The organism is Rhodococcus sp. GA1, assembly GCF_024321955.1.
Lineage (GTDB): Bacteria > Actinomycetota > Actinomycetes > Mycobacteriales > Mycobacteriaceae > Rhodococcus > Rhodococcus pyridinivorans.
Genome location: NZ_CP097186.1, coordinates 92,384 through 118,343, shown reverse-complemented (window position 1 = coordinate 118,343; position 25,960 = coordinate 92,384). Strand labels below are relative to the sequence as shown.

Sequence of the window (25,960 nt, the reverse complement as noted above, 5' to 3'; positions counted from 1 at the left end):
TGCGCTGAACAGGGCTTCGCGCGCGTTGCAGTTGCGTCGAAACACGGTTCGGCGCGCAAGGATCGGCGGCGCAGTGAGACCATGCGTCACCGACGAGGAACAGCGACGTACTTGACCTCGAGGAACTCGTCGATACCGATGGTGCTTCCCTCACGTCCGAGACCCGATGCCTTGATGCCGCCGAACGGTGCCGCGGGGTTGGACACGATGCCGGTGTTCAGCCCGATCATGCCGACCTCGAGCGCTTCGCTGACACGGAAACTGCGGTCGACATCCTGGGTGAAGATGTATCCGGCCAGTCCCCAGGGCGTGTTGTTGGCGATCTCGACGACCTCGTCCTCGGTATCGAAGACGACGATGGGCGCGACCGGCCCGAAGATCTCCTCGCTCATCAACGCGGCGTCCTTCGACACGTCGGCGAGGACGGTGGGTGGGTAGAAGTAGCCGGGTCCCTCGGGCCGGCTGCCGCCACACACCACGCGCGCTCCACGTTCGACGGCATCGGCGACGAGACGTTCCACCTTCGTCAGAGCCTTCTCCTCGACCAGCGGACCGACTTGGGTGCCCTCGACCAGGCCGTCCCCGACGGCGAGGGCATCCATACGGGCAGCGAGCTTCTCGGCGAACCGATCGGCGACCGCGCGGTGCACGAAGATGCGGTTCGCGGCGGTGCAGGCCTCACCCATGTTGCGCATCTTCGCGGCGAGCGCGCCGTCGACGGCCCGGTCGAGATCGGCGTCCTCGAATACGATGAGCGGGGCATTTCCGCCCAGCTCCATCGAGCTGCGCATCACGTGCTGGGATGCCTGTTCGAGCAGCCGGATGCCCACCGCGGTCGAACCGGTGAAGCTGATCTTGCGTGCGATACCGCTGGACATCCAGGTCGAGACGACCTCCCCGGGTGCGGTGGTGGGCACGACGTTCAGCACACCCTTGGGCACACCGGCCTCGACGAGCACGTCGACCAGGGCCAGCGAGGTCAACGGCGTCAGCTCCGAGGGTTTGAAGACGATGGTGCATCCGGCTGCGATGGCGGGTCCGATCTTGCGGGTACCCATGGCGAGCGGGAAGTTCCACGGCGTGACGAGGACGCACGGTCCCACCGGCTCCTTGGACACCAGGATGCGGGTCGTGCCGTCGCCGGTGCTGGTCACATCGCCGCCGATGCGGACGGCTTCCTCGGAGAACCACCGGAAGAACTCCGCGGCGTAGGCGACCTCGCCCTTCGCCTCGGCGAAGGGTTTGCCCATCTCGGTGGTCATGATGGTCGCGAACTCGTCCTGCCGCTCCAGGATGAGCTCGTAGGCCCGGCGAAGGATCACGCTGCGTTCGCGCGGAGCGGTCTTCGCCCAGTGCTTCTGCACGCGAGCACAGGTCTCGACGGCACGCCGGGCGTCGTCGGCGTTGCCGTTCGCGACGGTCGCGATGACCTCCTCGGTCGCCGGGGCGACGACCTCGAATCGTTCGCCGGTGGTCGATTCGACCCACTCACCGTCGATGAACAATTCTGTGCTGACGCGGGACACTGCGTCGGAGACGCCCACCCGTGTCCCGACGATCGTTGCATCGGTCATGCGCTTTCCTCCTCGGAGATGGTGTTGTTCATCGACATTCGTGGCCCGGGGTCGAGAAGTTCTGCGAGATGTTGCCCCGGGGCGGACACGTCGATCTGCGCAACCTGCATCGCGCATGAGAAGCCGTCGGTGACCACCGCGGAGTCGTCGTCGGCCGCGCGCAGTGCCGGGGCGAGGGAGGTCTCGGCGACCTTCATGCTGATGTCGTGGTGTTGTTTCTCGAATCCGAAGTTTCCTGCCACGCCGCAGCATCCGACTGCGTCGCGGACGTCGTCGACTCCCGCTGCGGTCAGGATCCGGCGATGGCTTCCGGCGCCGAACACGGAGTACTCGTGGCAATGGGTCTGCAGCACTATCTCGTTCGGTAGCGGTTGTGCAGGGGCGGGTGTCCAGCCGTTGCGCACCATGGTGTCCAGATAGGACGCGAAGCTGTGGACCCGTGCGGCGACGCGACGCGCAGCCTCGGTGGGCACCAGCTCGGGCAGGTCCTTGCGCAGGGCGGCGGCGCAACTCGGCTCGACGACGACGATCGGCCGGTCGGTGCCGTCGTCCAGTGTGCGGGCGGCGTGGGAGAGCTTCTTCTTCGCGGTGTCGAGCTGGCCGGTGGAGATCCACGTCAGTCCGCAGCACGCGTCTGCGGAGCAGCTCATCACCTGCTGATCCGCCGAGGCGAGCACGCGGGCGGCGGCACCGGCGACCTCCGGCCGCAACCCGCGAGTGAAGGTGTCGACGAACAGCACCACCGGCGTCGAACCGGACCGGCCACGTAGTGCGTCGCGCACGGCCTTCTTCCAGGCCCGCCGGGAGGCGAAGGGCGGAAATACCCGGTCGGGGGAAATGCCGCCGAGTGCGGTGGCGCGCTTGGCGAGAGAAGTGCGCAGGACCGCGTTGACCAGCGGTGCTGCCAACCCCGTGAGGCGGAGCCAGCGTGGCAGCCACCCCAGCGAATAGTGCGACACCGGTCGTCGTGTGCCGTCGTAGTAGTGCGAGAAGAACTCGGATTTGTAGGTGGCCATGTCGACGCCGGCCGGGCAGTCGGTCGAGCAGGCCTTGCACGACAGGCACAGATCGAGTGCCTCACGCACTTCCTCGGATTTCCACCCTTGCTCGATTGTGCGGGCGCCGCGCACCATCTCCTGCAGGACCCGGGCCCGGCCCCGAGTGGAGTCCTTCTCGTCGCGGGTCGCGCGGTAGCTCGGGCACATCACGCCACCGGAGTCGGCCCGGCATCGTCCGACGCCGATGCAGCCCTGGACGGCGTGCACCCACGGGGCGGGGGTGTGTTGCGGCCGCGCGCCGTCGGGACGGACCGCCTCGATCGGGTGCAGGTCGTAGTGGGTACGCCAGGTGCGTTCGGGAACGTCCGCCAACGCCAGATCGTCATCGATCCGCGCCGGGTCGGTCAGCGATCCCGGGTTCAGGATGCCTTGCGGGTCCCAGATCGTGCGGAAGGCGCGGAATGCGCTCATCATCCGCGCGGAGTACATCACCGGCAGCAGTTCCGAGCGGGCACGGCCGTCGCCGTGTTCTCCGGAGAGCGATCCGCCGTGACGGACCACCAGCCGCGCGGCCTCGTGCGTGAACTCGCGGAAGACCTGTCGGCCTTCCTCGGTGCGCAGGTCGTAGGTGATGCGGATGTGCATGCAGCCGGCGCCGAAGTGCCCGTACATCACGCCCTGCAGGCCGTGCCGGTCGAGCAGTGCGCGGAAGTCCTGGAGGTAATCGGCGAGGTTCTCCGGCGCGACAGCGGAATCCTCCCAGCCCGGCCAGGATTCGCCGCCGGATGCCAGGCGGGACGAGAGTCCGGCGCCGTCCTCGCGCACCCGCCACAGGGAAGCACGCTCGGTGGTGTCGGCCGCGAGGCGGCCGTCGACGAGGCGGCCGTTCCGGCGAAGTTTGTCGAGCAGTGCGTCGGCGGCCGCGGCCACGGAGTCCGGGTCGTCACCGTCCAGGTCGACGTAGAGCCAGGCGTTTCCCACCGGGAGTCCGAGGACGGAGTTCTCGCCCCGACGCAGCCGCATGGTCTCGACGATCGCCGCGTCGACACCCTCGACTGCCGCAGGCGAGAACTCCAGGATGGTTCCGATGTCGCGGGCCGCGTCGACGACATCGTCGTAGCCGAGGCAGACCAGCAACGCGCTGGACGGGCGGGGAACCAGCTCGACGCGGGCACCGACGATCACCGCGCAGGTTCCCTCGGATCCGACGAGCGCACGGGCGACGTCGAACCGCTTCTCCGGCAACAGATGGTCGAGGTGGTAACCCGAGACCTGCCGTTGGATCCTCCCGAGTTCGGTGCGGAACTCGAACAGGTGCTCGCCTGCCAGCGCGGTGAGCTCGGCGTCGAGCTGCTGCGCGCGCGCCGCAGCTGCCGCGTCGTCGGGATCGGTGGCACGCAGGCCTCGCTGCGCCGCGGTGAGCCGGAACCCGTCGGCGGTGACGAGGTCGATCTCGTGGACGTGATCGGACATGCGGCCGTAGCGCACCGAGTGGTTGCCGCAGGCGTCGTTGCCCAGCGCGCCACCGACCGTGGCCCGGTTCTTCGAGGAGGGATCGGGGGCGAAGGTCGTCCGGCCCGAGGACGCGTCCTCGGCCACCCGCGTGAGGGTCGCGAGCACGACGCCCGGTTCGACGTCGGCGACACCGGCCGTCTCGTCGATGTCGAGGATGCGGTTCATGTGCCGGGAGAAGTCGACGATCACACCGGGGCCGACGGCATTGCCCGCCATCGAGGTCCCGCCCCCTCTGCTGACCAACGGAATCCCGGTGTCGCTGCAGACGGTCACCACCGCCACGACGTCGTCCACCGACCGAGGAAAGACCACGGCCGAAGGTGGCACCCGGTAGTTGGAGGCGTCGTAGGAGTACTCGGCCCGTCGACGCGTGGAGGTGTCGACCGGGACGCCCAGTGTCCGGAGTCTGTCGGCGAGGACGCGAATCCGGACGTCCTCGTCCGTGCAGGAGACGCTGGGGCGCTGTCCTATGTTGAGCTGGTCGTCGTTCATCGCGTGCGCCGCGTCAGGATCGGGGACCGCAGAGAATATGGGCGCGTCGGTTCGGGAACTCCATCGGCCGCCTCCGGGTTTGTAGGATTGTCGACAATCCTGCCATGAACGGAGCCTACAAAGAGGAGGCAGCGAACGCAACGGCACGCCGGCCCGGGCGTTCTGACCGTCAACCGAGGAGGCTTCTGTGACAGCTTGCCGTCTGCACCCCGAGGCTGGGCAGGGTGCAGACGGCAGAATGCTGTATCGGAGTCGGAGGGCGCTGCGGCGTGCCTACACCAGCCGAGTCACGCCGATGGTGTGATCTGTGGTGAACTCCTCGATCGCCCACTCGCCGTTGAATCGTCCGAGACCGGAGTTGCGTTCGCCACCGAATGCCACGTGTGCCTCGTCCTGAACGGTCATCTCGTTGATGAACGTCATGCCCGCCTCGACCCGATGCGCGAATTGCAGTCCCCGGTCGATGTTCTGCGTGAACACCGCGCTGGACAGACCGAATTCGTGGTCGTTGGCCAGTTCGAGGGCGTGTGCTTCGTCATCGGCGCGTAGGACCGCGACCATCGGGCCGAAGATCTCCTCGCGGGCGATCTCCATATCGGACGTGACGTCGACGAACACGTGCGGAGGCACGACCCGGCCGTCGATCTCCCCACCGAGCGCAACGCGTGCTCCGGCGTCCCGGGCCTGCTCGATCTTCTCCTCGAGGCCCTTCAACTGCGAATCGTTGACGACGGGCCCGACCAAAGTGCCGTCTGCGGACGGATCGCCGTAGGACACGGCCTGCGCGGCTCGGGTGAACCGATCGAGGAAATCGTCGTACACCGGCGCCTGCACGATGATGCGATTCACGGCCATGCAGATCTGTCCGGAATGCAGGAAGGACCCGGTCACCGCTGCCTCGACGGCCGCGTCGAGATCGGCGTCGTCGAGGACCACCAGGGGTGCGTTGCCGCCCAATTCGAGTGCCACCTTCTTGAGGTGCTTACCGCCGGTGGCGACCGCACCGACCTGCTTGCCGACCGGTGTCGAGCCGGTGAAGGAGATCAACCGCGGGACGGGATGCTCGACGAAAGCATCGCCGATCTCGGAACCGGAGCCGATCACCACCGACAACACTCCCGCCGGAAGGCCTGCTTCCTCGAAGATCCGCGCGATCAACAGGCCGCCGGTCACCGGAGTGTCCGAGGCCGGCTTGATCACCGCGGCATTGCCCAACGCCAACGCCGGTGCCACCGATCGCTGCGACAGGTGCAGCGGGAAATTCCACGGGCTGATCACCCCGACCACTCCGATGGGCTTTCGGTACACCCGCATCTCACGGTTCGGGGTGTTCGAATCGAAGATCGATCCGTGGACCCGGGACGGGAACGACGCCGCCTCCTGCGTGATGCCGATGGCCAGGGAGACCTCGATATCGGCCTTGATCCGCGTCGAGCCGGACTCGGCGACCAGCCAGTCGATGATCTCGGCTCGGCGCTGCTCGAGGATCTGTGCGGCGCGACGCAGGACCGTGGCGCGCTCGGCGGGAGCGGTCGCGGCCCACTCGGTCTGTGCTGCCCGGGCAGCGGTGTAGGCGGCGTCGACGTCCTGGGCGGAAGCGAGGCGGATCGTGGCGACCACGCTGTCGTCGAACGGGTTGGTGTCGGTCAGGACGCGGTCGGAGCGTCCCTCGCGCCACTGCCCATCGATGAACTGGGAGGCGACCGGTTGCCCGGCGAACGTGGCACTGGAACCGAGATCTGTTGCTGTCATGGAGAACTCCTCGACGGTAGGTCGGTCAGAGAAAGGCGACGACGGGCTCGGGGGTCGATGTGTCTGCCGAATCGTCGAATGTGGTGTCGATCTGCCCGAGCGGATCGGTCTTCACCGGCCGACCGAACGGGAACCGCCCCAGCGCCGGCCGGAGCACGTCGCAGATCGTTACCGGCTCCTGCCCGGATGGCGCAGATCGAACGTGTTTTCACAGTGCGCCGCCTTGCTGGTGGTAGGCAGCGGCGTCGGGTACCACTGTTTGCGGGCGATCGCATCTGTGTGGCATACCCCGCCGGCGACCATTCGAACCCGGACTTGCGTCTTGTCGGGACCGGCGACGCAGGAGATGGCGCACGGCTCGCGAAGCTGTGCGCCATGTCTTGCGTTCGATGGACGATACCTACGAATCGAGCCGGCGACCGTCGAATCTATCGGCGTGCCCGGCGATGTGAGCGTGCAGTCGCGCGACCGCCGGGGACGGCGTCCTCGTCCCGGTCGTCAATCCGATGGTGCGATTCGCGATTCCGGCGACCGGCACGGTGACGATTCCGGGCACAGGCGTTTCCGAGCGAGGCAGCAGTGCGACACCGAGGCCCTGGGCGACCAATGCCCGGATCGTTTCGAACTCGCTGATCTCGAACGCGATGTACGGTTCGAATCCTGCTTCGTCGCAAGCTGATTCGAGTTCTCTGCGGATGTGATAGTCGGGTGGGCTGGCGATGAAGTGATCGTCCGCGAGATCGCGCAGGTCGAGGCGGGCACGGCCGGCGAGTCGATGGCTGCTCGGGAGGTGGAGCAACAGTCGCTGTTGCGCGAGCACGGTGACCGGCAGATCCTCCGGTGGAGGGATGATGACGGCGAGATCGAGCCGGCCGTCGCGAACCATCTCCGCGAGCGCTTCACCGTGTGCCTGGACCAGATGCAACCGGACGCCGGGGGCCAGTCGGTGGAACTCGGCCAGCAACGACGGGATGCTCACCGGCCCGAGGGTGAGCGGGAACCCGAAGCGGACGACGCCGTGGTCGGGATCGGCGTGCTCACGCACCGTGGTGATCGCACCGTCGAGTTCGCGGACCAGATGCCGGGTGCGTTCGTGCAACTCCCTCCCGGCAGTCGTCAGCACGACCCCTCGCCCGGACTGCTGGAACAACGCCACACCCACTGCCTTCTCGAGTGCCCGGATGCGGCGACTGACGGAAGACTGGGGAACGTCGAGCAGATCCGCCGCGCGCGTGATGTGACCTTCGCGCGCCGCGGCGTCGAAGGCGACGAGCAGCGGGGCGGCCATTGCGGTCTCGGGCGTCACATACCAATCCACATCTGCATGGTACTGCCTGCAAGAGCTCATTGGACGGATGAATCGGAAGGGGGCACGCTGAAGGTCGACAACGGCGAAAGCAGGTGAATGATGTTGGATCGGAGGCATTCTGCCGACGGAGCACAGTACGGCGACCAGGAGTACGACGCCGTCCTGATCGGCGGCGGCATCATGTCGGCAACACTGGGTGCACTGCTGACACGGCTCGAACCCGATCGGTCGATCCTCGTCCTGGAACGACTCGACGAGGTCGCGGCCGAGAGCAGCGCCCCATGGAACAACGCGGGCACCGGCCACGCAGGTCTGTGCGAACTGAACTACATGCCCGATCCCGCGGATTCGACCCGGGCTGAGGAGATCGGCGGACAGTTCCGGATCTCACGGCAGTTCTGGGAGGCCCTCGACGACCCGGGCGAGGCGACGTTCGTGAACGTGACACCGCATATGAACGTCGTCTTCGGCGAACGCGATGTGGACTATCTGCGACAGCGGCACGCCACCCTGCAACGCTCGCCGCTGTTCTCGGCCATGGAGTACAGCGAGGACCCCGACGCGATCGCGCGGTGGGCACCGCTGGTGATGACCGGTCGCTCGGGCTCCGAACCGGTCGCCGCCACGCGCTACGAGGCGGGCACCGACGTCGACTTCGGTGCCCTGACACACCGACTGCTGTCGGACGCGCGTCGTCGTGGCGTCGAGCTTCGTACCGGACACGAGGTCACACGACTGCGCCGCGCCGCCAACGGGCGGTGGACCGTCTCCGGGCACACGAAGACGGGACGGTTCTCGGTCCGATCCCGGTTCGTGTTCGTCGGCGCCGGCGGGTACGCCCTGAAACTCTTGCAGAAGGCCCGGATCCCGGAGGTGCGAGGTTTCGCCGTCTTTCCCATCGGCGCGCAGTTCCTGCGCACCGGCGAGCCCGACGTGGTGTCCCAGCATGCAGCGAAGGTCTACAGCCAGGCCGACGTGGGAGCACCACCGATGTCGGTGCCGCATCTCGACAAGCGGGTCGTCGACGGCCGCGAGTGGTTGATGTTCGGGCCGTACGCCACGTTCAGCACGAGATTGCTCACACGCGGCCGGCTCACCGATCTGTTCACCACCCTGCGTCTGCACAACATCGCCCCGTTGGTGGCGGTGGGCCTGCAGAATCTGTCGCTGGTGCGCTATCTCGTCGGCCAGCTGCTCGCGTCCCGCGCGCGGAAGTTCCGGCAGCTGCAGCGATTCTGCCCCGAGGCGCGGGAGTCCGACTGGGAGTTGATCGACGCGGGGCAACGAGCTCAGCTCGTCAAACCCGATCGTCGCAGGGTCGGGGTCCTGACCTTCGGCACCGAGGTCGTGGCGAGCGCGGACGGCAGCATCGCCGGGTTGCTCGGGGCGTCGCCCGGCGCTTCGATCGCTCCGTCGGCGATGGTCGAGCTGCTGAGCACGTGTTTCCCGGATGATGTGGCGCGCTGGCGGCCGGTGCTCGAACGGATGATGCCCGACCTGTCTCGGGAGACCGAAACGACCTCGCGCGCCGAACCGAGGCTCGCCCGCGCTACAGCAGCGGCGAGAAACGGTTCGGCGCGCAAGGATCCGAGCGCCTCGTAGGGCTTACGCTCAGACGGTCTGCAGGAACGGGTAGTCGGTGTACCCCTCGGCTCCGGACGCATAGAACAGCTCCGGACGCGGTGCGTTCTCCGGCTGCCCGTCCCGCCAGCGCTCGGCCAGGTCGGGATTGGCGATCAGCGCGCGGCCGACGGCCACGGCGTCGGCGTGCGAATCGTCGATCAGCTGCACGGCCTCGTCACGCGTGGTCGGCGAGCCGAAACCGCTGTTGGCGATCACCTTGCCGCCGAAACGCTTCCGGAGCTCCTGCGCCAGATCTCCGGTCGGCTCCTTGTGCAGGACCGACAGATACGCCAGGCCCAGGGGCTGCAGGGCGTCGACCAGAGCGCCGTAGACAGCACGCACATCGTCGCGATCGGTCTCGACTGCGTCCTGGATGTTGTGCTCGGGAGAGATCCGCAACCCGACACGTCCGGCGCCGACTGCCGCCGACACGGCCTTCACGACTTCGACGACGAGGCGGATCCGGTTCTCCACCGAACCGCCGTACTCGTCGTCCCGCACATTCGATGCGGGGGAGAGGAATTCGTGCAACAGGTAGCCGTTGGCGCTGTGGACCTCGACGCCGTCGAATCCGGCATCGATCGCGCGGCGAGCCGAGGCGACGAAATCATCGACGACGGACGGGATCTCGTCGATGGTCAGCGCGTGCGGCGCAGGGTAGGGCTGCTTGCCCTGCTCGGTGTGCACCTGGCCGTCGATGGCGATCGCGCTCGGCCCGACGACACGCCGGCCACCGTTGACGTCGGGATGCGTGACGCGGCCGCCGTGCATCAACTGCAGCACGACGCGTCCGTCGCGCTCGTGCACGGCATCCGCGACGCGACGCCAGCCGGCGACCTGCTCGTCGGTGACGATGCCGGGCTGACCGACGAAGGCCTGCGATTCGAAGTTCACATAGGTTCCCTCGGTGATGATCAGGCCGGCACTCGCCCGCTGACGGTAGTGCTCGACGATCAGGTCTCCGGGTACACCGGCCGAACCACCACGCAGGCGGGTCAGCGGGGCCATGACGATGCGGTTCGCGAGTTCGAGGTCTCCGAGGGCTACGGGTGTGAACAGATCCATGGGTGGCGCAACCACCCCCACCCCCGACGGCATTCCGATGCCCGTCCGATTGTGGGATGTGTCATAGCGCCGGATGGATGGTCACTTCGAGTGTTCGTCGGCGGTGACCAGCCGATTCGACCAGTTCTCCAGGTACTCGACGAACTCCGGTGGCGACGCGCCGAGCAGCCGCCCACCGGACATACCCACGGCGAATACCGCCCAGTCCATGCTGTCGGCGTCCACCTCGATCCGGCACCGTTCGGAGTCGATCGCAATCACCTCGGCCCACTGTCCGATCCGGCGGCGCACCTCGTGCTCCGACGCCTCCAGTTCGGCGCTGACCTTCACCTGGGAGCGGCTGCGGATGCCGCGTTCGACGAAGGCCGCGGCGTCGCCGCCGGGCAGCTCGCGTTGTCGGAAACGCATCCCGGTGGCCGTGGTCTCGGCCATGCGGTCGAGCCGGAAGCTGCGCCAGTCACTGCGGTCGAGGTCGTAGCCGACGAGATACCAGCGTCGCCCGAGGGAGACGAGCTGCCGGGGTTCGACGCGCCGGCCCGTCGCGGTGCCGTCGGCGGCGGTGTACTCGAAGACGATGCGTTCGTCGTCGCGGCAGGCGCGCGCGACGGTGACGAGTTGCTGCGAATCGGTCGCGCGGGTCGCCCAGGGGATGTCGGCGGAGACCGTCGCCGCATCGATCGCCTCCACCTGGCGTCGCAGCCGCGGCGGCATCACCTGGATGACCTTGGTCAGCGCGCGCACGGAGATCTCGGCGATCCCGGTGATCGAGGTCTGGGCCGCGGTGAGTAGGCCGACCGCGAGCGCGACCGCTTCGTCGTCGTCGAGAGCCAGCGGTGGCAACGACGCGCCCGGCGCGAGCTGATACCCACCGCCGACCCCGCGATCGGACCGCACCGGATATCCGAGATCGCGGAGCCGTTCGATGTCGCGGCGCAGGGTGCGCAACGAGACGCCCATCCGGTCGGCGAGTTCGGCGCCGAGCCAGTAGCGGTGGGTCTGCAACAGCGACAGAAGCCGCAGGATGCGGGAGCTCGTGTCGGACATGACCTCATTCTTCCGCACCTGCCGACCTATAAGTGACAGGAACTGGCACCAATGGCTCGTAGCGTAGATCTGCCGGATCACGACGACGAGGAGTACCCGATGACCGAGACCACCACCACCCGGAACGCCACCACGACTCTCGACCAGGAACGCCGCGATCTGCTGTCGAGCCTCGCCCACGCGCGGCACTTCCTGCGGTTCACGGCCCGCGATCTCACCACCGAACAGGCGTCGCAGCGAACGACGGTGAGCCACTTGACGATCGGTGGTCTCATCAAGCACGTCACCGAGGTCGAGCGGGGTTGGGCGGATTTCCTCGTGGTCGGAGCCGACTACATGGAGAAGGATTTCACCGAGTGGACCGAAGAGGATTTCGCCGAACGCGACAAGGACTTCCAGCTGCAGCCCGGTGAGACCCTCGAAGGTGCGCTGCGCGCTTACGACGAGGTGGCGGCCCGAACCGACGAGTTGGTGCGCACGCTGCCGTCGCTGGACGTCGTCCACGAACTCCCCAAGGCCCCCTGGAACATCGAGGACGCCTGGTCGGTGCGTCGCGCGCTGCTGCACATCGTCGCCGAGACGACGCAGCACGCCGGCCACGCCGACATCATCCGCGAGTCCCTCGACGGATCGAAGTCGATGGGATGAACCGGAGGTCGCGCTAGCGCCGGCCGGTGTCGCGCATCAACTCGGCGAGCTCCGTGCGGTCGGAGACGTCGAGTTCGGTGCACGCCCGGTAGATGTGCCCCTCGACGGTGCCGACCGGCACCACGAGCCGGTCGGCGATCTGCCGGTTGGACAGCCCGGCGGTGACCATGGCGGCGAACTCCCGTTCCCGGCTGGTCAGGGGGAGTGGGCGGGCCGCTTCGTCCAGCGCAGGCGACGAGGCGTGATCGCATCGCGCAGCCAGTGCCGCGGCCGCGGCGGCGGCTTCGACGGACCGTTGGGTGTCGGCGTGGTCGCGGTACGCGATCGGGGCCAGGGCGTGGGCATCGGCCGCGTCGGCGAGTGCCCCCAGCGCCTCGAAGGTCTCCGCGGCCACGGTCGGTCCCCGGCCGTCCGCCTCCGCGGAAGCGGATCCTGCCGCCCGCGTCGCCGGTTCGCACCGGACCCGAGACGAACCGGTTCCATATCGCGCGACTGATTCCTAGTCCGCGGGTGGCCCGGTGGTGGCAGCGACTGCTGCCTCATCCGGAACCTGAGACGGCGCGCCGCACCGCGGCAGTCTGCGGCTGATTGATCAGAACCCGGGAATGCTGGGCAGCTGCGGGAGCTGGATCTGCGGAGGCGGCGGCAGCTCGAACTGGGGGAGCCCGGGGACCATCGGGGCCGGCTCCGGTTCGAGTGACGGCGCCGAGGTGTCGGCTGCCGCATCGTCCTGCGCGCCGGTGGTGATGGGGACCTGCGCGGAGGTCTCCGCCGTCGTCTGCGGCCGGTAGGTGCTGCGGGTCTCGCTGCGATCGATGGCCGTCGACTGCTCGTCCGACACTGCCGGGACGGTTTCCGGCGCGGGCGATGCGTCCGTGGTGGTCATGGGCCGCGGTTCCGCTGCCGGTGGCTCCTGTGTCTCCTGGTGCGTGGAGGTGGGCTGCGGATCGCGACCGGAATTCTGCAGCAGGTCGACACCGAGGCCGATCGCCGCTGCGACGACGACGGCACCACCGGCGAGCAGGAAGCGTCGACGGTTCCGCGGCTGCGCGGGCGTCTCGGTCTCCTGCCGGATGTCGGGGGCAGCGAAGCTTGCGGTCGGTGCGTCCGGCGCGACCAGCTGCGGGGCGAACTGTGCGGTCTCGGTGAACTCCGTCGGCGCAGCGAACTCCGCCGTCTCGACGACCTTCGCAGTGTCCGGGCGGGCGAGGAGCGCCGCGCCTTCCGCCGCCACGAGTTCGGGCTGCGAGGGCACGATCACCGGAATGTCGAGCCACGACTCCATCACGGCAGTGACCAGTGGAATGTTCGCCCCGCCTCCGATGAGCACCGCGGCGTCGGGAGTGCGTCCCGAGCGGCGGATGACGTCGAGGGTGAGGCGGGCCGAGGCCTTCACGGGTCCGTCGATGAGCGAATCGAAGCTGGCCTGCGAGAGCAGTAGCAGACCCCCCTCGCCGGGCATGCACACCGCGTCCTTCGAGGACAGCTGCTCCTTCGCGTCGCGGCACCGGGCGGTGAGGGCCCGCTGCGCCGCCATGTCGGCCGGCTCGGCGAAGCGCTGCAGTTCGACGTGGTGGTCGTAGATCAGGTGGTCGACGAGGTCGCCGCTGATCCGGTCCGAGCGTGCCGTGCTCAATGCGATGCGGGTGCCCCGATCGACGACGGTGACGGTGAGGCCCGAGCTGCCGAGGTCGTAGAACACGAGTGTCTCGTGGTCGTCGAGATCTCCTGTGGTTTCCAGCATTTCGAGCGCGGCGGTCACTTCCGGGACGAGCCGGAAGTTGTCGATGTCCAGGCGGCTCATCGCGCCCTGGACGAAATCGGCCTGCGTCTCGTTCTGGTAGGCGACGCCGATGGCGCGCACCTGCTCGATCTCGTCGGTCTCGGCGAGCATCGTCTCGATGGACTCCGCGGCCAGCTCGGCCGGCCGGTCGAGCAGGGCGGGCATCGAGTGGGATCCGAAGACGGGGCTGTCGAGGCTCCCGGTGTCACGTCGCGCAAAGCGCACCGCGCTGGCACCGACCGAGACACCGAGAACTGTAGTCACGACGCCGACTATAACGGTTCGGTCACGGTCTGCGCGCCGGAGGCGGGCGGTGCCTGGACGACGGCACGTCTCCGAACGGCAGCCGAGGACGTTCGTGGCCTTCGCCGATCCCGACTGACCGGGCTCACATCTCCACGGCGGTACCGCAGATCCCGCACTGCTCCAACTGTCGGCGGCCCCACCGCGCGACCGGCACGAAGAACAGCGTGAACTGCTTGGACTCCCGGATCCGGAGCCACTGCGTGGTGTTGTGGCAGCGCGGACACGTCCGGTTCTGCCCTGGACCGAGATTCTGTCGCTTGGTGCCGAAGCCGAAGAGAAGGAACATCGTCCGAGCATAGAGCGATGACGTGTGGTCCTTCAGTGCATGATCGGAAGGATCGCCGTGCTCGTCGCCACCGATCGGCCAGCCTCTGTCGACGACCCGACCGCCGTCCCTCTTGCCGGGGCGACGCGACGGATCAGGCGGGGGAGAGCCGCACCCGTAGGTCACGGGGCTTCAATGTGATCGCCTCGTGAACGTCGAGTTCGTAGCCCGGTTCCGGAGCGAAGTCGTACCGCCGGATCAGCGACGCGAGCGTGAGCACCGCCTCGTGCAGCGCGAACTGCCGACCGATACAGGCCCGGATGCCGGTGCCCCACGGTTTGAAGATGTGCGCCGGCCGTTTGCGCACGGCCGCGGGCTCGAACCGGTCCGGGTCGAACCGCTCGGGATCGTCGCCCCACAGCGGGTCGCGGTGCAGTTGCGGCAACAGCACGAACACCCACGAACCCTTCGGCAGCGTCCGTCCGCCGAGGGTGGTCTCACCGCGTACCTTGCGGAAATAACCCGGGGCGGCCGGCCACAACCGCAGCGTCTCGTCCACCACCCGCCGCACATACCGCAGCTTGGCGACCTGCTCGTACCCGATCCGGCCGTCGGCACCGACGACCTCGGCGATCTCGGCCCGCGCCTTCGCCACCACCTCGGGATGTCGGCTCAGGAAATGGACCGCGAACCCCAGGGTGGCCGCGGTGGTCTCGTTACCCGCGACCAGGAAGGTCAGCACCTGATTGCGGATCGATTCACGGTCGAGCTGCTCGCCGGTGTCGGGATCGACGGTGTGCATCATCAGGTCCAGCAGATCGCCGTGCTGCTCGCCGGAGCGCATCCGCTCCTCGACGATGCGATCGACCGTCTCCTGCATCAGCGCGATGTCGTGTTCATGCTGCTCCCTGGCACTGCGGCCGAACAGTGTCCGGAGGATGGGGATGTCGTTCGACGAGCGGTTGATGTACTCGAGCGCCCGGCTCATCGCCGCGATGAACGGATCGGGTTCAGTGCGGCCGAACGAGTCGAAGTCGTAGCTGAAGCCGCACCGGCCGATGACGTCGAAGGTCAGCGACGTCATGCTCTTCGGCACGTCCACATACTCGCCGTCGGCCGCTGCGCTGTCCCAGCTGTCGACCAGTCGGTCGACGACGGTGAGCATCGAGTCGTGATAGCCACGCATCGCGGCCTGGCTGAAGCCAGGCCCGAGGATGTTGTGGGCTTTGCTCCAGTTCGGTTCGGAGTTGAACGCGGTGAACAGTCCGTCGCCGGCGATGACGCGAAGCTTGCGCAGCGGCTTGCCGAGGAACTTCGCCCACTTCTCCTCGTCGTTGACCTCGCGCACCAGATCGGCGCCCGAGACCACGATCAACCGGTGCTGCAGGATCTTGCGTTCGAAGATCCCACCGAGTTCCTGTGCCATCTGCATCTCACGCTGAACCGGCTTGGCCACGTCGATGCTGAGCAGATCACCCACCAGCGGAAGTCTCCATCGCGGCTGTGGAATCGGCTGCGCGCCGGTCGTCATGGTGATGCTCGTCGTAGTCGGTGACCCCATTCTGCGAGTGTGCATCAGCCTCCACGGGACGATTCGGGCGGCCTCACCGCGACGCCCAAGAGGATCAGAACAATCGCGGAGTCGCGTGCGACCCGTCCCGGGCTTCGCAGATTCGGGCGTGCCACCGGTCGACGAGCCACATCTCGACCATCTCCGGACGCGTGGCGATCAACGACGCCCACATGTTGAGGAGTTCGAGGTACCGGTGATAGCGCCGCAGCGTGAAGTCGGCGACCGACGGATCCTCGAGCCACCCTTCGTGGATGAGCGTCGACACCGCGTGCTGATCGAGAAGTTGCGCCGGGCCCGCCTCGGTCCGCACCTCGACCGCCCACAGATAGGTCGCCAGGAGCGATACGCCGACGCCGGGGGTGTCCGGCCATCCGGACCAGGTCTGCCGCGCGGTGTCGGGTAGCGACTTGGTCTTCGCGCAGTAGTCGAGGACTCCCTTGATCTTGGTGAACCGGTGCCGGTCCTTCGGGGCGTGTGCGTCGCGGACGTCCGGAAAACGTCGGGCACCGCGTCGTCGCGGATGTGCGCTGCGCCAGGCCGCGCACAGGAACAACAGCCCCAGACCGGCGTGGTCGGCTTCGATCAGTTCACTGTCGAGGCGGAGGTCGTTGCGTTGGACGATCGCGTCGCCGTCGTCGATGATCCGTCCATCGAGATTCCGTCCCCGGAGGCGGATATCGTGCCCGGTCCGTTCGAGGTGGCTGTTCCACCATTTGAGGTCGACAGTTACGCCCTCGTCGAGCACCTGCAGGTCGAACGAGCGTGCCCGGCACCACTCGGAGCACGCTTGCGGAGGCTCGAACCCCTGGTCGTACGGATGCATTCTGTGGACATTGCCACGAGTGGGCGGCGATTCCCGGGCAGGACACGCGTGTGGGGCCGACCTGTTCCCCGCCTGTAGCAGCACGTGGGCCGCCACGACCGTCCGAGGATATCGGTGGACCGGAACGACGCGGCGAAGAGAGCGTGAACCGCATGAGACCCTTCGATGTCACCGACGCCCTCGCGCTCGCCGCCCGGCACGACCTGCACCTGTCGGCCCACGGCGTCACGGTGAACGAGGCGGGACTCGACTACCGTGACGCCCTCGCCGCCGACGTCGACGCAGACGGACGTGTCCACGACGGTCTGGCGGTGCGCCGCGCGAGCCAAAGCAACTGTTGCTGAGCGCAATTTGTAGTCGGAGTCGGGCGGTGACAGATAGCGGGCATGCGTCATGGCTCGCCCACGCGGCGTGGTGACATCGAGGTCGAGGCCGTATCGGTCGGCTCCGACACAGGTTGCCGCCGTCGCATCCGGGAACCCGCCGAGCTTCCGGGCCATCGCCAGCAGCGCGTCGGCGTGATCGTCGTTGAGATGCGCGATCGCACGAGCTGCCGACGGGGTCACAGAATCCGGCAATGCTTCGGCATAGTCCTCGGCGGTGGCCGAATCCATCCGCCCGTACCCACCGACCCAGCGCACGCGCCGAACCCGAAGAACCCAGAGCGTGAAGTCGGTGAAATCGATGTACACGCGGGTCCCGGGGACAGTGGCCAGGTGGGCTTCGCGCGCGGCGGCCAGTTCCTCGCCTTCGGGCCGCTCGACGTACCCGGCGACAGTGACGCGGGTGCAGGCGAGCGGGTCGCAATGCGAGCTGTCCTGCAGCAGTGTCGTGTAGACGGTAGCGTCCGTGCGCATGAAGCGCTCTGTGCAGGGTGTACTCGCGGCGACGGCATGTGCAGTAGCGGTGGCGATACCCGGGTGGGCCTACGCCACTCCGAGCGAGGGCATCTCAGGGGTGACATGGGTGGACATCGAGGTGCCAGCGGGACTGCTGCCGTTCGTACCCGACGGCGTGCACGCCGTGGCTCGGGAGATCACCATCGAACCGGGCGGTAGCACCGGTTGGCACTATCACGATGGTCCCGTGCTCGGCATCGTGCGGGCCGGCACCTTGACGCATCCTGAAGGAGACTGCGAGCCTGTCACGTTCGAGACCGGTGATTTCATCAACGAACCCTCGGGTCCGGACCATCTGCACGTCGGTCGCAATCTCGGCACGGAACCGGTGATCCTCGACGTGGTGTACCTCGTGCCGATCGGGTCGCCGCTGTTCGAGGATGTTCCCGCGCCCGCCTGCGATTGATGTCGGAGTAGTGGCGGGCTCCTGTCGGTAAACGCTCGGGTCGAGTCGTCGGCGAGAAATGTGAAGTACTTCATCGGGACGCAGGCGTGCGGTTCCCTCTCGGGTCCGCGGTCGTCTCCCCCAAGCAACGATCGACGAACCTCGATTCTCGACGGAACGATCGTCCCCGCCGACAGCATCTTCCGGCGTCGGCATTCGAGCCGCGATCGGACGGACGAGGGATCGCAGTCCGGTTCGACAACGGAATCGCTTGTGACAGTAGTCTTCCCACTGCTTGTGAAGACTTCTTTCCTGACGGCGATGCTGTGCGCCGGTCGCACCCGCGTTACGACAGGTCGAGGGGCCATCGAAGCGGTGGCTCGCAGGACTGCGGCGTTCTCGGTCGCGAGCGGACATGAGGTCGACGGTTGGGCGCCCGAGGGGCCGTCGAAGCCTGTCGGCGGAGTTCGAGTTACCGGCGAGTAAATGTCGTTCTCGAGTTCTCGCACGTAGCCTGATACCCGATGCAATCCCGCACGCGGAGCATTTCGTGAGGCGGACCGGACCGACGTAGGGAGTCGAGACAAGAATGAGCGCCGACAAGCAGTCGACCATTATCTATACGTTGACCGACGAGGCGCCGTTGCTTGCGACCTACGCCTTCCTGCCGATCGTGCGTACCTTCGCTGGAGCCGCGGGCATCGAGGTCGAGACCAGCGACATCTCGGTGCCGGCGCGGATCCTGGCCGAGTTCCCCGAGCACCTCACGGAAGAGCAGCGCGTCCCGGACAACCTGGCCGAGCTGGGTCGTCTGACGCAACTGCCCGAGACCAACATCATCAAGCTGCCCAACATCAGTGCGTCCGTGCCGCAGCTCCTGGCTGCCATCAAGGAACTGCAGAGTAAGGGCTACCAGGTCCCGGATTTCCCGGACGCCCCGAAGACGGACGAAGAGCGTGCCATCCGGGAGCGCTACGGCAAGATTCTCGGCAGTGCGGTCAACCCTGTCCTGCGTGAAGGCAACTCCGATCGGCGCGCACCCCGGGCGGTGAAGGAGTACGCCCGTAAACACCCGCACAGCATGGGCGAGTGGTCGATGGCCTCACGCAGCCACGTCGCGCACATGCGGCACGGCGACTTCTACCACGGCGAGAAGTCGATGACGCTGGACCGGGCGCGCAAGGTCCGGATGGAGCTGGTCACCAAGGATGGCGAGACGATCGTCCTCAAGCCCGAAGTGGAGCTGGGTGAGGGCGACATCATGGACAGCATGTTCATGAGCAAGAAGGCGTTGCTCGAGTTCTACGAGGAGCAGATGGAGGATGCGCGCAAGACGGGCGTGATGTTCTCCCTTCACGTCAAGGCGACGATGATGAAGGTCTCGCACCCCATTGTCTTCGGCCACGCGGTGAAGACCTTCTACAAGGACGCCTTCGCCAAGCATCAGAAGCTGTTCGACGAATTGGGCGTCAACGTCAACAACGGTCTCGGCGACCTGTACGACAAGATCGAGACGCTGCCCAGTACGCAGCGCGACGAAATCAAGCAGGACCTGCACAACTGCCATGAGCACCGTCCCGAATTGGCCATGGTCGATTCCGCACGCGGCATCTCCAACTTCCATTCCCCCAGCGATGTCATCGTGGATGCCTCGATGCCCGCAATGATTCGCTCGGGCGGCAAGATGTACGGCGCCGACGGACGACCCAAGGACGTCAAGGCGGTCATGCCGGAGTCCACGTTCGCGCGCATCTACCAGGAGATCATCAACTTCTGTAAGACCAACGGCGCGTTCGACCCGACGACCATGGGTACCGTTCCCAACGTCGGTCTCATGGCGCAGAAGGCCGAGGAGTACGGCTCGCACGACAAGACCTTCGAAGTTCCGGAGGCGGGCGAGGCCAACTTCGTCGATGCCGAGACCGGTGAGGTGCTGCTCACCCAGCACGTCGAGGCGGGTGACATCTGGCGCATGTGCACCGTCAAGGACGCGCCGATCCGCGACTGGGTCAAGCTCGCGGTCACCCGGGCACGCAACTCCGGTATGCCGGTCCTGTTCTGGCTCGACCCGTACCGCCCCCACGAGAACGAGTTGATCAAGAAGGTCGAGCTGTACCTGCAGGATCATGACACCGATGGCCTCGACATCCACATCATGTCGCAGGTGCGCTCGATGCGGTACACGCTGGAGCGGCTGAACCGCGGAATGGACACCATCGCCGCGACCGGCAACATCCTGCGTGACTACCTCACCGACCTGTTCCCCATCCTCGAGCTCGGTACGAGCGCCAAGATGCTGTCGATCGTGCCGCTGATGGCGGGTGGCGGCCTCTACGAGACGGGCGCCGGCGGGTCGGCGCCCAAGCACGTCAAGCAGTTGGTGGAGGAGAACCACCTGCGCTGGGATTCGCTCGGTGAGTTCCTGGCGTTGGCCGTAAGCCTGGAGGACCTCGGCATCAAGACCGGCAACGAGCGCGCCAAGATCGTGGCGAACGCGCTCGATGCAGCGACCGGCAAGCTGCTGGAGACGAACAAGAGCCCGTCGCGCAAGGTCGGCGAGCTCGACAACCGGGGCAGCCAGTTCTACCTCGCGATGTACTGGGCACAGGAGCTTGCCGCGCAGACCGAGGATCCGGAACTCGCAGAACAGTTCGCCCCGCTGGCCGAGGCACTGGCCAGGGACGAGGACACGATCGTGCGAGAGTTGAACGAGGTGCAGGGCGCGCCGGTCGACATCGGCGGCTACTACCGGCCGGACAGGGACAAGACCGTGGCCGTGATGCGGCCGAGTCGGACCTTGATCACCGCGCTGACGGCAGTCGACCCCGAGGCCGGAAACGCACCGTGACAGGTAGACCTGCATCCGTGTAGACAAGCCGACCTCCCTCGCGTGGTACGCCTCGGCCCGGTTCTCGTGTTCCGGTCTACGGGACCGTTCCGCTGCGGTCGGCGGAGGAATCCGGTGTCGGGTCGAGCCGGTCGATCGTGTCGAGCGCCTCGTCCAGCCAGGTCAGCCACGTTTCTTCGAGGAGGATGCCGAGGCGGAGCACGAGATGTTGCAGGGTGCTCCGCGCGTCGCCCCGGACCTCGACGAAGTCGCGTTGCTCGATGGCGCGATACTGCTCGAGCATCGCCGTCCGGTAGGCGCGTTGATGTTCCAGCGCGGGACGCGCGGCGTCGGGATCGTCGAGCGCCGCGGCCGCGCGCAGGCGCACGGAGACACCGGAGCGCACCACGTCCGGATCCTCGATCTCGGAGATCCAGCCGCGCAGCAGTCGGCGACCGTCCGCTGTGATGGTGAAACGTCGGGGCTGACCGCGACCGGGTTTTCCGTCCGTCGGGACTTCACGGATCAGGTCGCCCGCCCGCATCCGGTCCAGTTCTCGGTAGATCTGCTGGTGGGTCGCGGGCCAGAAGTACCCGATCGACCGGTCGAAGCGCCGCGTCAGTTCCAGTCCGGTGCTGTCGCGCTCGACCAGTGCGGTGAGGATGGCGAACCTGAGAGACACCGCGTCAGCCTAGGTCACGCTATCCGGCGTCGATCATGGCGACTCGGCGTCGTTCGAGGGACGTCCACGCCAGCTCGTACTCGTCGCGGAGTCGTTGGACGAGCTCGCGGGCGGGGACGACGGACTCGATCGCGCCGAGGCCCTGGCCGGCGCCCCAGATGTCGCGCCAGGCCTTGGCGCCGGTGTTGCCACCGGACCCGAAGTTCATGGCGGACGGATCGGACTCGGGGAGGTCGTCGGGGTCGAGTCCGGCGGCGACGATGCTTCCCCGCAGGTAGTTGCCGTGCACGCCGGTGAACAGGTTGCTGTAGACGATGTCCTTGGCGGTGCTGTCGACGATCATGTTCTTGTAGTCGTCGGCGCTGCGGGCCTCCTCGGTGGCGAGGAAGGCTGTGCCGGCGTAGGCGAGGTCGGCACCGGCGGCCTGGGCAGCGAGGATCGAGCGGCCGTGGGCGATGGAGCCGGACAGCAGCAGGGGGCCGTCGAACCACCGGCGGATCTCCTGGAGCAATGCGAACGGTGACTGCGTCCCGGCGTGGCCGCCGGCGCCTGCGGCGACGGCGACGATGCCGTCCGCGCCCTTGTCGATTGCCTTGTGCGCGAACTCGTTCGAGATCACGTCGTGGAGGACGATGCCGCCGTAGGAGTGAACAGCCTCGTTGACTTCCTCTCGGGCGCCGAGCGAGGTGATCACAATGGGGACCCGATGCTCGACGATCACCTCGAGGTCCTGCTCGAGTCGCTCGTTGGAGCGGTGCACGATCTGGTTGACGGCGAACGGCGCGACGTACTCCTCGGGGTGGCGCACCGCGTAGTCGGCGTTGCTCTCGGTGATCTGCTGCAGCCAGTCGACAAGCATCGACTGGGGACGGGCGTTGAGTGCCGGGAACGACCCGACGACTCCGGCCTGGCACTGGGCGGACACCAGTTCCGGTCCCGACACGATGAACATCGGGGAAGCGACCAGGGGCAGGCTCAGCGGGCCGGACAGGATCGGTGGCAGCGTCATGGTGTGTTCCTTCTTCGTCTAGGGCGGTCCCTCTCACTCCAGACTATGTGCAACAAGGTGCAAAAAACAACGGGCCGACGTCACCTGCTCTGGAACAGAGGGATTTCGGGCGTGGCAGCTGCATGCACCGAGTGGCACTGTGGCATACAACGAGCAACCCCGCTCAATGTGTAGTGAGCGTGATCGCTCAGTGCGCGGACCTGATCGTCGGCGTGTATGGGGGCGACAGGGACGGTCGGGGCATCTGCCGGCCGGCCAACCGAGCGACGAGTTCCGCGCGACTACCCGCCCCTGTCTTCGCATAGACGGATTTGAGATGGTCGTGCACCGTGTTCGGCGTGATGCCCCGGTGCCGAGCGATCTCGGCCGTCGACAGTCCGTTCAGCACGTCGGTGCACACTTCGCACTCGCGGGCGGTCAGCGCGTACGCGGCGAACAGCATGTCTGTGAGTTCACTGTCGGCCGCGGGTTCGATCGTGACCGCCGTGCGGGCCTCGTCGCCGTCGGCGCTCAACGGCGCCGCACGGACGACGATCCAGCCTCCGCCGTCGTTGCGGATACGTGCCCGGAACACCCCGGTCGTACTCGCCCGAGCCCCGAACGTTGCCGCCCGCAACAGCAGCGCCAGTCGCACCGGACCGGCGAGCCGATCCTCCCAGATCCGCGCCGCGACCGTCGATGCGACCGGCTCACCCGCGGGATCCGTCACGATCACGGCAGGACCGGGATCGGCTCCGGGGCGTGCGTGCAGGGTATGGACGGCGGCCACCCGGGTCGCAACCGCCACCGCCGGTGCGGTCATTGTCAGGAACTCCAGTTCCCGATCCGTGAAGTCCGGACCCGAGCGGACGAAACCCGCCGCCCCCCAACACAACCCGTCCACTGTGAAGACGACTCGCACCTCGCGGTCGAGTCCGAGTGGACGCCATACCGCAGCGTTCCGGAGGCTGTGGGCGACTTCGGTCGACGGTAGATCCGAGGCCCGCACCACTGTTCGTCCACTGCGGGCGATGTCTGCGAAGGTTGCGGGATCGTGTCCACCGCATTCCGATTCCGCGAGCAGTGGCTCGTACTCACCGGGAATGCGGTTGCGCCCACTGGTCATCGAACCGAACGCCAGGGTCAGGGGATCGAACAGTGCCCAGCACGTCAAGTCGCTGCGTACGGTGCGATCGACCAGTTCGATGGCACGTTGGTGCAGTGCGGTGACGCCGACGCCGGTGCCCGCGAACTCCAGGATCTCGCGGCGTAGCCGCTCCGCCCGCACTTCGAGCATGAGCCCAGTATGCGCCGGATCCGGGAGACGGGAGCATCCCCGATTCAGGGGATGGTTCGGCTGCTTCCGGGCCCCTAGCGTCGCAGATGTGTCCACGATTCATCTCGAACGGGCCGGTACGGGCAGGCGATTGTCGATGCCGGACGCCGTCGTCACCGTCCTGTCGTCCGGTGAACACACCGGCGACGCCTACGAGCTCATGCTGGTCGAGGCCCCCTGCGGCAGCCCACCGCCCCTGCACTCCGAGCCTTGGCCCAAGACCTACCACCTGCTGCGCGGCCGGATCCTCGTCCTCCTCGACGGCGAGGGCTGCGAACTCGCCGCCGGTGACACGCTCACCATCGCGGCGGGAACGATGAACAGCTTCTCGGTGCTCACCGACGACGCGGCCTTTCTCCTCGTCTGCTCCGGGACCGGGATGAGCGGTTTCTTCACCGACCTCGACGCGCTGGGGGAGGAGCACCTGCCCGAGGATGCACTGATGAGCAGGTTCGGGCAGATTGCCACCCGTTACGGAATCCGATTCGCCGAGGAGGTCTCGCCATGATCGTCGTTGCGCAACTCGCGGCCCTGGTCGCTGCCGCGGTGCACCTGATGGTCTTCGTGTGGGAGACGATCCTGTTTCGCCGTCCGAGCATCCACCGGGGCGTGTTCCGCGTCCCCGCTGCGGATGTTCCACCGGTGCGGATGTGGGCGTTCAACGTCGGCTTCTACAACCTCTTCCTCGGATCCGGAGCGCTCGCCGGCATGATCCTGTGGTGGACCGGGCACGAAACCCCGGGCCGCACCCTCGTCGTCTACACGTGCGTGTTCATGTTCCTGGCCGGCATGGCATTGTTCGCCTCGGACCGGATGGCGATGAGCCGTCCACGAGGTACCGGGGTGGTGGGGTCGCTGTGTCAGAGCGTGCCGTCGCTGATCGCGCTCGTAGCGTTGGCGCTGGCGTAGAAGCGGCGCGGCCGACGATTTGGTGTTCTCGACCTCGCTCAGCGCGGTCGGGAACACCGGATTCGTGGCATGCGTGAGGGTGAACCCGGTGCACGGTAGCCGACTTGGGTGGCTTCAACCCCGATCTCCGGGGTCGAAGCCACCCTAACGCAACTACCCATCTAGGCATTTTCGTCCGAGGGGCGCACGGCGGGAATGGAACCGAATCGCCCGGCCTGGAAGTCCTCCATCGCCTCGATGATCTCGGCGCGGGTGTTCATGACGAACGGACCGGCCATGACAACGCGTTCACGAATCGGCTTGCCGCCGAGCACGAACACCTCGAGGGCGTCGGTGCGCGAATCCTGCGTCGCGGCAGCAGAGATCGTCAGGCTCTCACCCCTGCCGAAGACGGCCGTCTGTCCGGTGCGGATCGGACGGTGTTCCGGTCCGACCGCGCCATCACCGGCGAGCACGTATGTCAGGGCGTTGAATTCGGGGTTCCACGGCAGGGTGACGCTCGCTCCCGGCGCCACGGTCGCGTGCAGCAGGGTGATCGGCGTGTGCGTCGAACCGGGGCCACGGTGCCCGTCGAGTTCTCCGGCGATCACCCGGATGAGCGCGCCGCCGTCGGCCGAGGACAGCAGGACGACCTCGCCGCCGCCGATGTCCTGATACCGCGGGGCGACGAACTTCTCGGCCTTGGGCAGGTTCACCCACAGCTGCACGCCGTGGAACAGTCCGCCGCTGACCACCAGGTGTTCCGGTGGTGCTTCGATGTGCAGGATGCCGCTGCCCGCGGTCATCCACTGGGTGTCGCCGCCACCGATGATGCCGCCGCCTCCGTGGGAGTCGCGGTGCTGCATGATGCCGTCGATCATGTAGGTGACGGTCTCGAAGCCGCGGTGCGGATGCCAGGGCGTGCCTTTCGGTTCGCCGGGTGCGTAGTTCACTTCGCCCATCTGATCCATGTGGATGAACGGGTCGAGGTACTTCGTTTCGATGCCCGCGAATGCACGGCGGACGGGGAAGCCTTCGCCTTCGAAGCCGCGCGGAGCGGTGGTCACCGACAGGACGGGACGCGAGAGCGCGTCGGGTACGGGCTCTTCGACGCGGGGAAGAGCGAGAACGTTGTCGACGGTTACGGCGGGCACGGTAACCCCTCTCGGTCATGTAGTTGATTTT

The 25,960-nt window shown here is 67.1% G+C and carries 22 protein-coding genes and 1 pseudogene; 7 read left to right on the top strand and 16 right to left on the bottom strand.

Translation table 11 applies throughout. The annotated features are described in order from the left end of the window. Positions 1-86: 86 nt before the first annotated feature. From M3330_RS00575 to M3330_RS00560, 4 genes are all read right to left on the bottom strand, one after another. Positions 87-1,574, bottom strand: coding sequence for an NAD-dependent succinate-semialdehyde dehydrogenase (locus M3330_RS00575; protein WP_071934956.1), 1,488 nt, complete (start codon positions 1,572-1,574; stop codon positions 87-89). After that, positions 1,571-4,579, bottom strand: a complete 3,009-nt coding sequence (locus M3330_RS00570) for an FAD-binding and (Fe-S)-binding domain-containing protein (RefSeq protein WP_255026661.1) — start codon at positions 4,577-4,579, stop codon at positions 1,571-1,573. Before M3330_RS00570 ends, M3330_RS00575 begins: the two co-directional genes overlap by 4 nt. A gap of 273 nt (positions 4,580-4,852) precedes the next feature. Further along, positions 4,853-6,331 (bottom strand): aldehyde dehydrogenase family protein, encoded by a 1,479-nt coding sequence (locus tag M3330_RS00565; protein WP_219130369.1) that lies wholly within the window; start codon positions 6,329-6,331, stop codon positions 4,853-4,855. A 400-nt stretch (positions 6,332-6,731) separates the two neighbouring features. Continuing rightward, positions 6,732-7,649 carry a LysR substrate-binding domain-containing protein gene (locus M3330_RS00560; RefSeq protein ID WP_255026658.1) on the bottom strand — a complete coding sequence of 306 codons (918 nt, stop codon included), beginning with the start codon at positions 7,647-7,649 and terminating at the stop codon, positions 6,732-6,734. Between the two features lie 87 nt (positions 7,650-7,736). On the opposite strand from M3330_RS00560, the gene mqo reads away from it, so the two are divergent. Further along, the gene (gene mqo, locus M3330_RS00555; protein WP_219130370.1) at positions 7,737-9,242 is read left to right on the top strand and encodes a malate dehydrogenase (quinone); all 1,506 of its coding nucleotides are present in this window, start codon (positions 7,737-7,739) and stop codon (positions 9,240-9,242) included. Between the two features lie 9 nt (positions 9,243-9,251). Here the strand turns inward: mqo and M3330_RS00550 are convergent, their stop codons facing one another. Both M3330_RS00550 and M3330_RS00545 read right to left on the bottom strand, forming a co-directional pair. Then, positions 9,252-10,328, bottom strand: a complete 1,077-nt coding sequence (locus tag M3330_RS00550) for an alkene reductase (protein ID WP_219130371.1) — start codon at positions 10,326-10,328, stop codon at positions 9,252-9,254. Between the two features lie 81 nt (positions 10,329-10,409). Then, positions 10,410-11,372 carry a YafY family protein gene (locus tag M3330_RS00545; protein WP_219130372.1) on the bottom strand — a complete coding sequence of 321 codons (963 nt, stop codon included), beginning with the start codon at positions 11,370-11,372 and terminating at the stop codon, positions 10,410-10,412. A 99-nt stretch (positions 11,373-11,471) separates the two neighbouring features. Here M3330_RS00545 and M3330_RS00540 point away from each other — a divergent pair, with 99 nt between their 5' ends. Further along, complete coding sequence (locus M3330_RS00540) at positions 11,472-12,020, top strand: DinB family protein (protein ID WP_219130373.1); 549 nt, start codon at positions 11,472-11,474, stop codon at positions 12,018-12,020. Positions 12,021-12,033: 13 nt separating this feature from the next. Here M3330_RS00540 and M3330_RS00535 read toward each other — a convergent pair whose 3' ends face one another. The 5 genes from M3330_RS00535 to M3330_RS00515 form a co-directional block, all read right to left on the bottom strand. Next, the gene (locus M3330_RS00535; RefSeq protein ID WP_219130374.1) at positions 12,034-12,414 is read right to left on the bottom strand and encodes a helix-turn-helix transcriptional regulator; all 381 of its coding nucleotides are present in this window, start codon (positions 12,412-12,414) and stop codon (positions 12,034-12,036) included. 198 nt (positions 12,415-12,612) lie between these two features. Further along, positions 12,613-14,067 (bottom strand): Hsp70 family protein, encoded by a 1,455-nt coding sequence (locus M3330_RS00530; protein WP_219130375.1) that lies wholly within the window; start codon positions 14,065-14,067, stop codon positions 12,613-12,615. Positions 14,068-14,191: 124 nt separating this feature from the next. Next, a complete protein-coding gene (locus tag M3330_RS00525) occupies positions 14,192-14,395 on the bottom strand; it encodes a zinc-ribbon domain-containing protein (RefSeq protein WP_024100896.1) in 204 nt (67 codons plus the stop codon). A gap of 133 nt (positions 14,396-14,528) precedes the next feature. Continuing rightward, positions 14,529-15,935: a cytochrome P450 gene (locus M3330_RS00520; protein ID WP_231911939.1), complete on the bottom strand. Its 1,407-nt coding sequence runs from the start codon at positions 15,933-15,935 to the stop codon at positions 14,529-14,531. 64 nt (positions 15,936-15,999) lie between these two features. Further along, on the bottom strand, positions 16,000-16,770 hold the full coding sequence (locus M3330_RS00515; RefSeq protein ID WP_064255589.1) for a hypothetical protein: 771 nt from the start codon (positions 16,768-16,770) through the stop codon (positions 16,000-16,002). 152 nt (positions 16,771-16,922) lie between these two features. Between M3330_RS00515 and M3330_RS00510 the strand changes: the two genes are divergently transcribed. Next, entirely contained in the window at positions 16,923-17,114 is a 192-nt protein-coding gene (locus M3330_RS00510; protein WP_219130551.1) for a hypothetical protein, read from the top strand. Here M3330_RS00510 and M3330_RS00505 read toward each other — a convergent pair. Further along, positions 17,097-17,573: pseudogene (locus M3330_RS00505) on the bottom strand (DUF2470 domain-containing protein); the annotation flags it as partial. The gene M3330_RS00510 and the pseudogene M3330_RS00505 sit on opposite strands and share 18 nt — an antisense overlap. A gap of 52 nt (positions 17,574-17,625) precedes the next feature. On the opposite strand from M3330_RS00505, the gene M3330_RS00500 reads away from it, so the two are divergent. Together M3330_RS00500 and M3330_RS00495 are read left to right on the top strand one after the other, a co-directional pair. Further along, complete coding sequence (locus M3330_RS00500) at positions 17,626-18,075, top strand: cupin domain-containing protein (RefSeq protein WP_255026654.1); 450 nt, start codon at positions 17,626-17,628, stop codon at positions 18,073-18,075. 568 nt (positions 18,076-18,643) lie between these two features. Next, positions 18,644-20,902, top strand: a complete 2,259-nt coding sequence (locus M3330_RS00495; protein ID WP_024100900.1) for an NADP-dependent isocitrate dehydrogenase — start codon at positions 18,644-18,646, stop codon at positions 20,900-20,902. Positions 20,903-20,978: 76 nt separating this feature from the next. Here the strand turns inward: M3330_RS00495 and M3330_RS00490 are convergent, their stop codons facing one another. From M3330_RS00490 to M3330_RS00480, 3 genes are all read right to left on the bottom strand, one after another. Then, complete coding sequence (locus M3330_RS00490; protein WP_006552020.1) at positions 20,979-21,563, bottom strand: PadR family transcriptional regulator; 585 nt, start codon at positions 21,561-21,563, stop codon at positions 20,979-20,981. 19 nt (positions 21,564-21,582) lie between these two features. After that, positions 21,583-22,572, bottom strand: a complete 990-nt coding sequence (locus tag M3330_RS00485; protein ID WP_024100901.1) for a nitronate monooxygenase family protein — start codon at positions 22,570-22,572, stop codon at positions 21,583-21,585. Positions 22,573-22,759: 187 nt separating this feature from the next. Then, positions 22,760-23,848, bottom strand: a complete 1,089-nt coding sequence (locus tag M3330_RS00480) for a helix-turn-helix transcriptional regulator (protein ID WP_019289384.1) — start codon at positions 23,846-23,848, stop codon at positions 22,760-22,762. Positions 23,849-23,936: 88 nt separating this feature from the next. On the opposite strand from M3330_RS00480, the gene M3330_RS00475 reads away from it, so the two are divergent. Together M3330_RS00475 and M3330_RS00470 are read left to right on the top strand one after the other, a co-directional pair. Then, complete coding sequence (locus tag M3330_RS00475) at positions 23,937-24,395, top strand: hypothetical protein (protein ID WP_255026651.1); 459 nt, start codon at positions 23,937-23,939, stop codon at positions 24,393-24,395. Further along, positions 24,392-24,796 carry a DUF1304 domain-containing protein gene (locus M3330_RS00470; RefSeq protein ID WP_255026648.1) on the top strand — a complete coding sequence of 135 codons (405 nt, stop codon included), beginning with the start codon at positions 24,392-24,394 and terminating at the stop codon, positions 24,794-24,796. The genes M3330_RS00475 and M3330_RS00470 overlap by 4 nt, the downstream gene beginning before the upstream one ends. 161 nt (positions 24,797-24,957) lie before the next feature. On the opposite strand, the gene M3330_RS00465 is transcribed toward M3330_RS00470, so the two are convergent. Beyond that, on the bottom strand, positions 24,958-25,929 hold the full coding sequence (locus tag M3330_RS00465) for a pirin family protein (protein WP_255026646.1): 972 nt from the start codon (positions 25,927-25,929) through the stop codon (positions 24,958-24,960). Positions 25,930-25,960 lie beyond the last annotated feature (31 nt).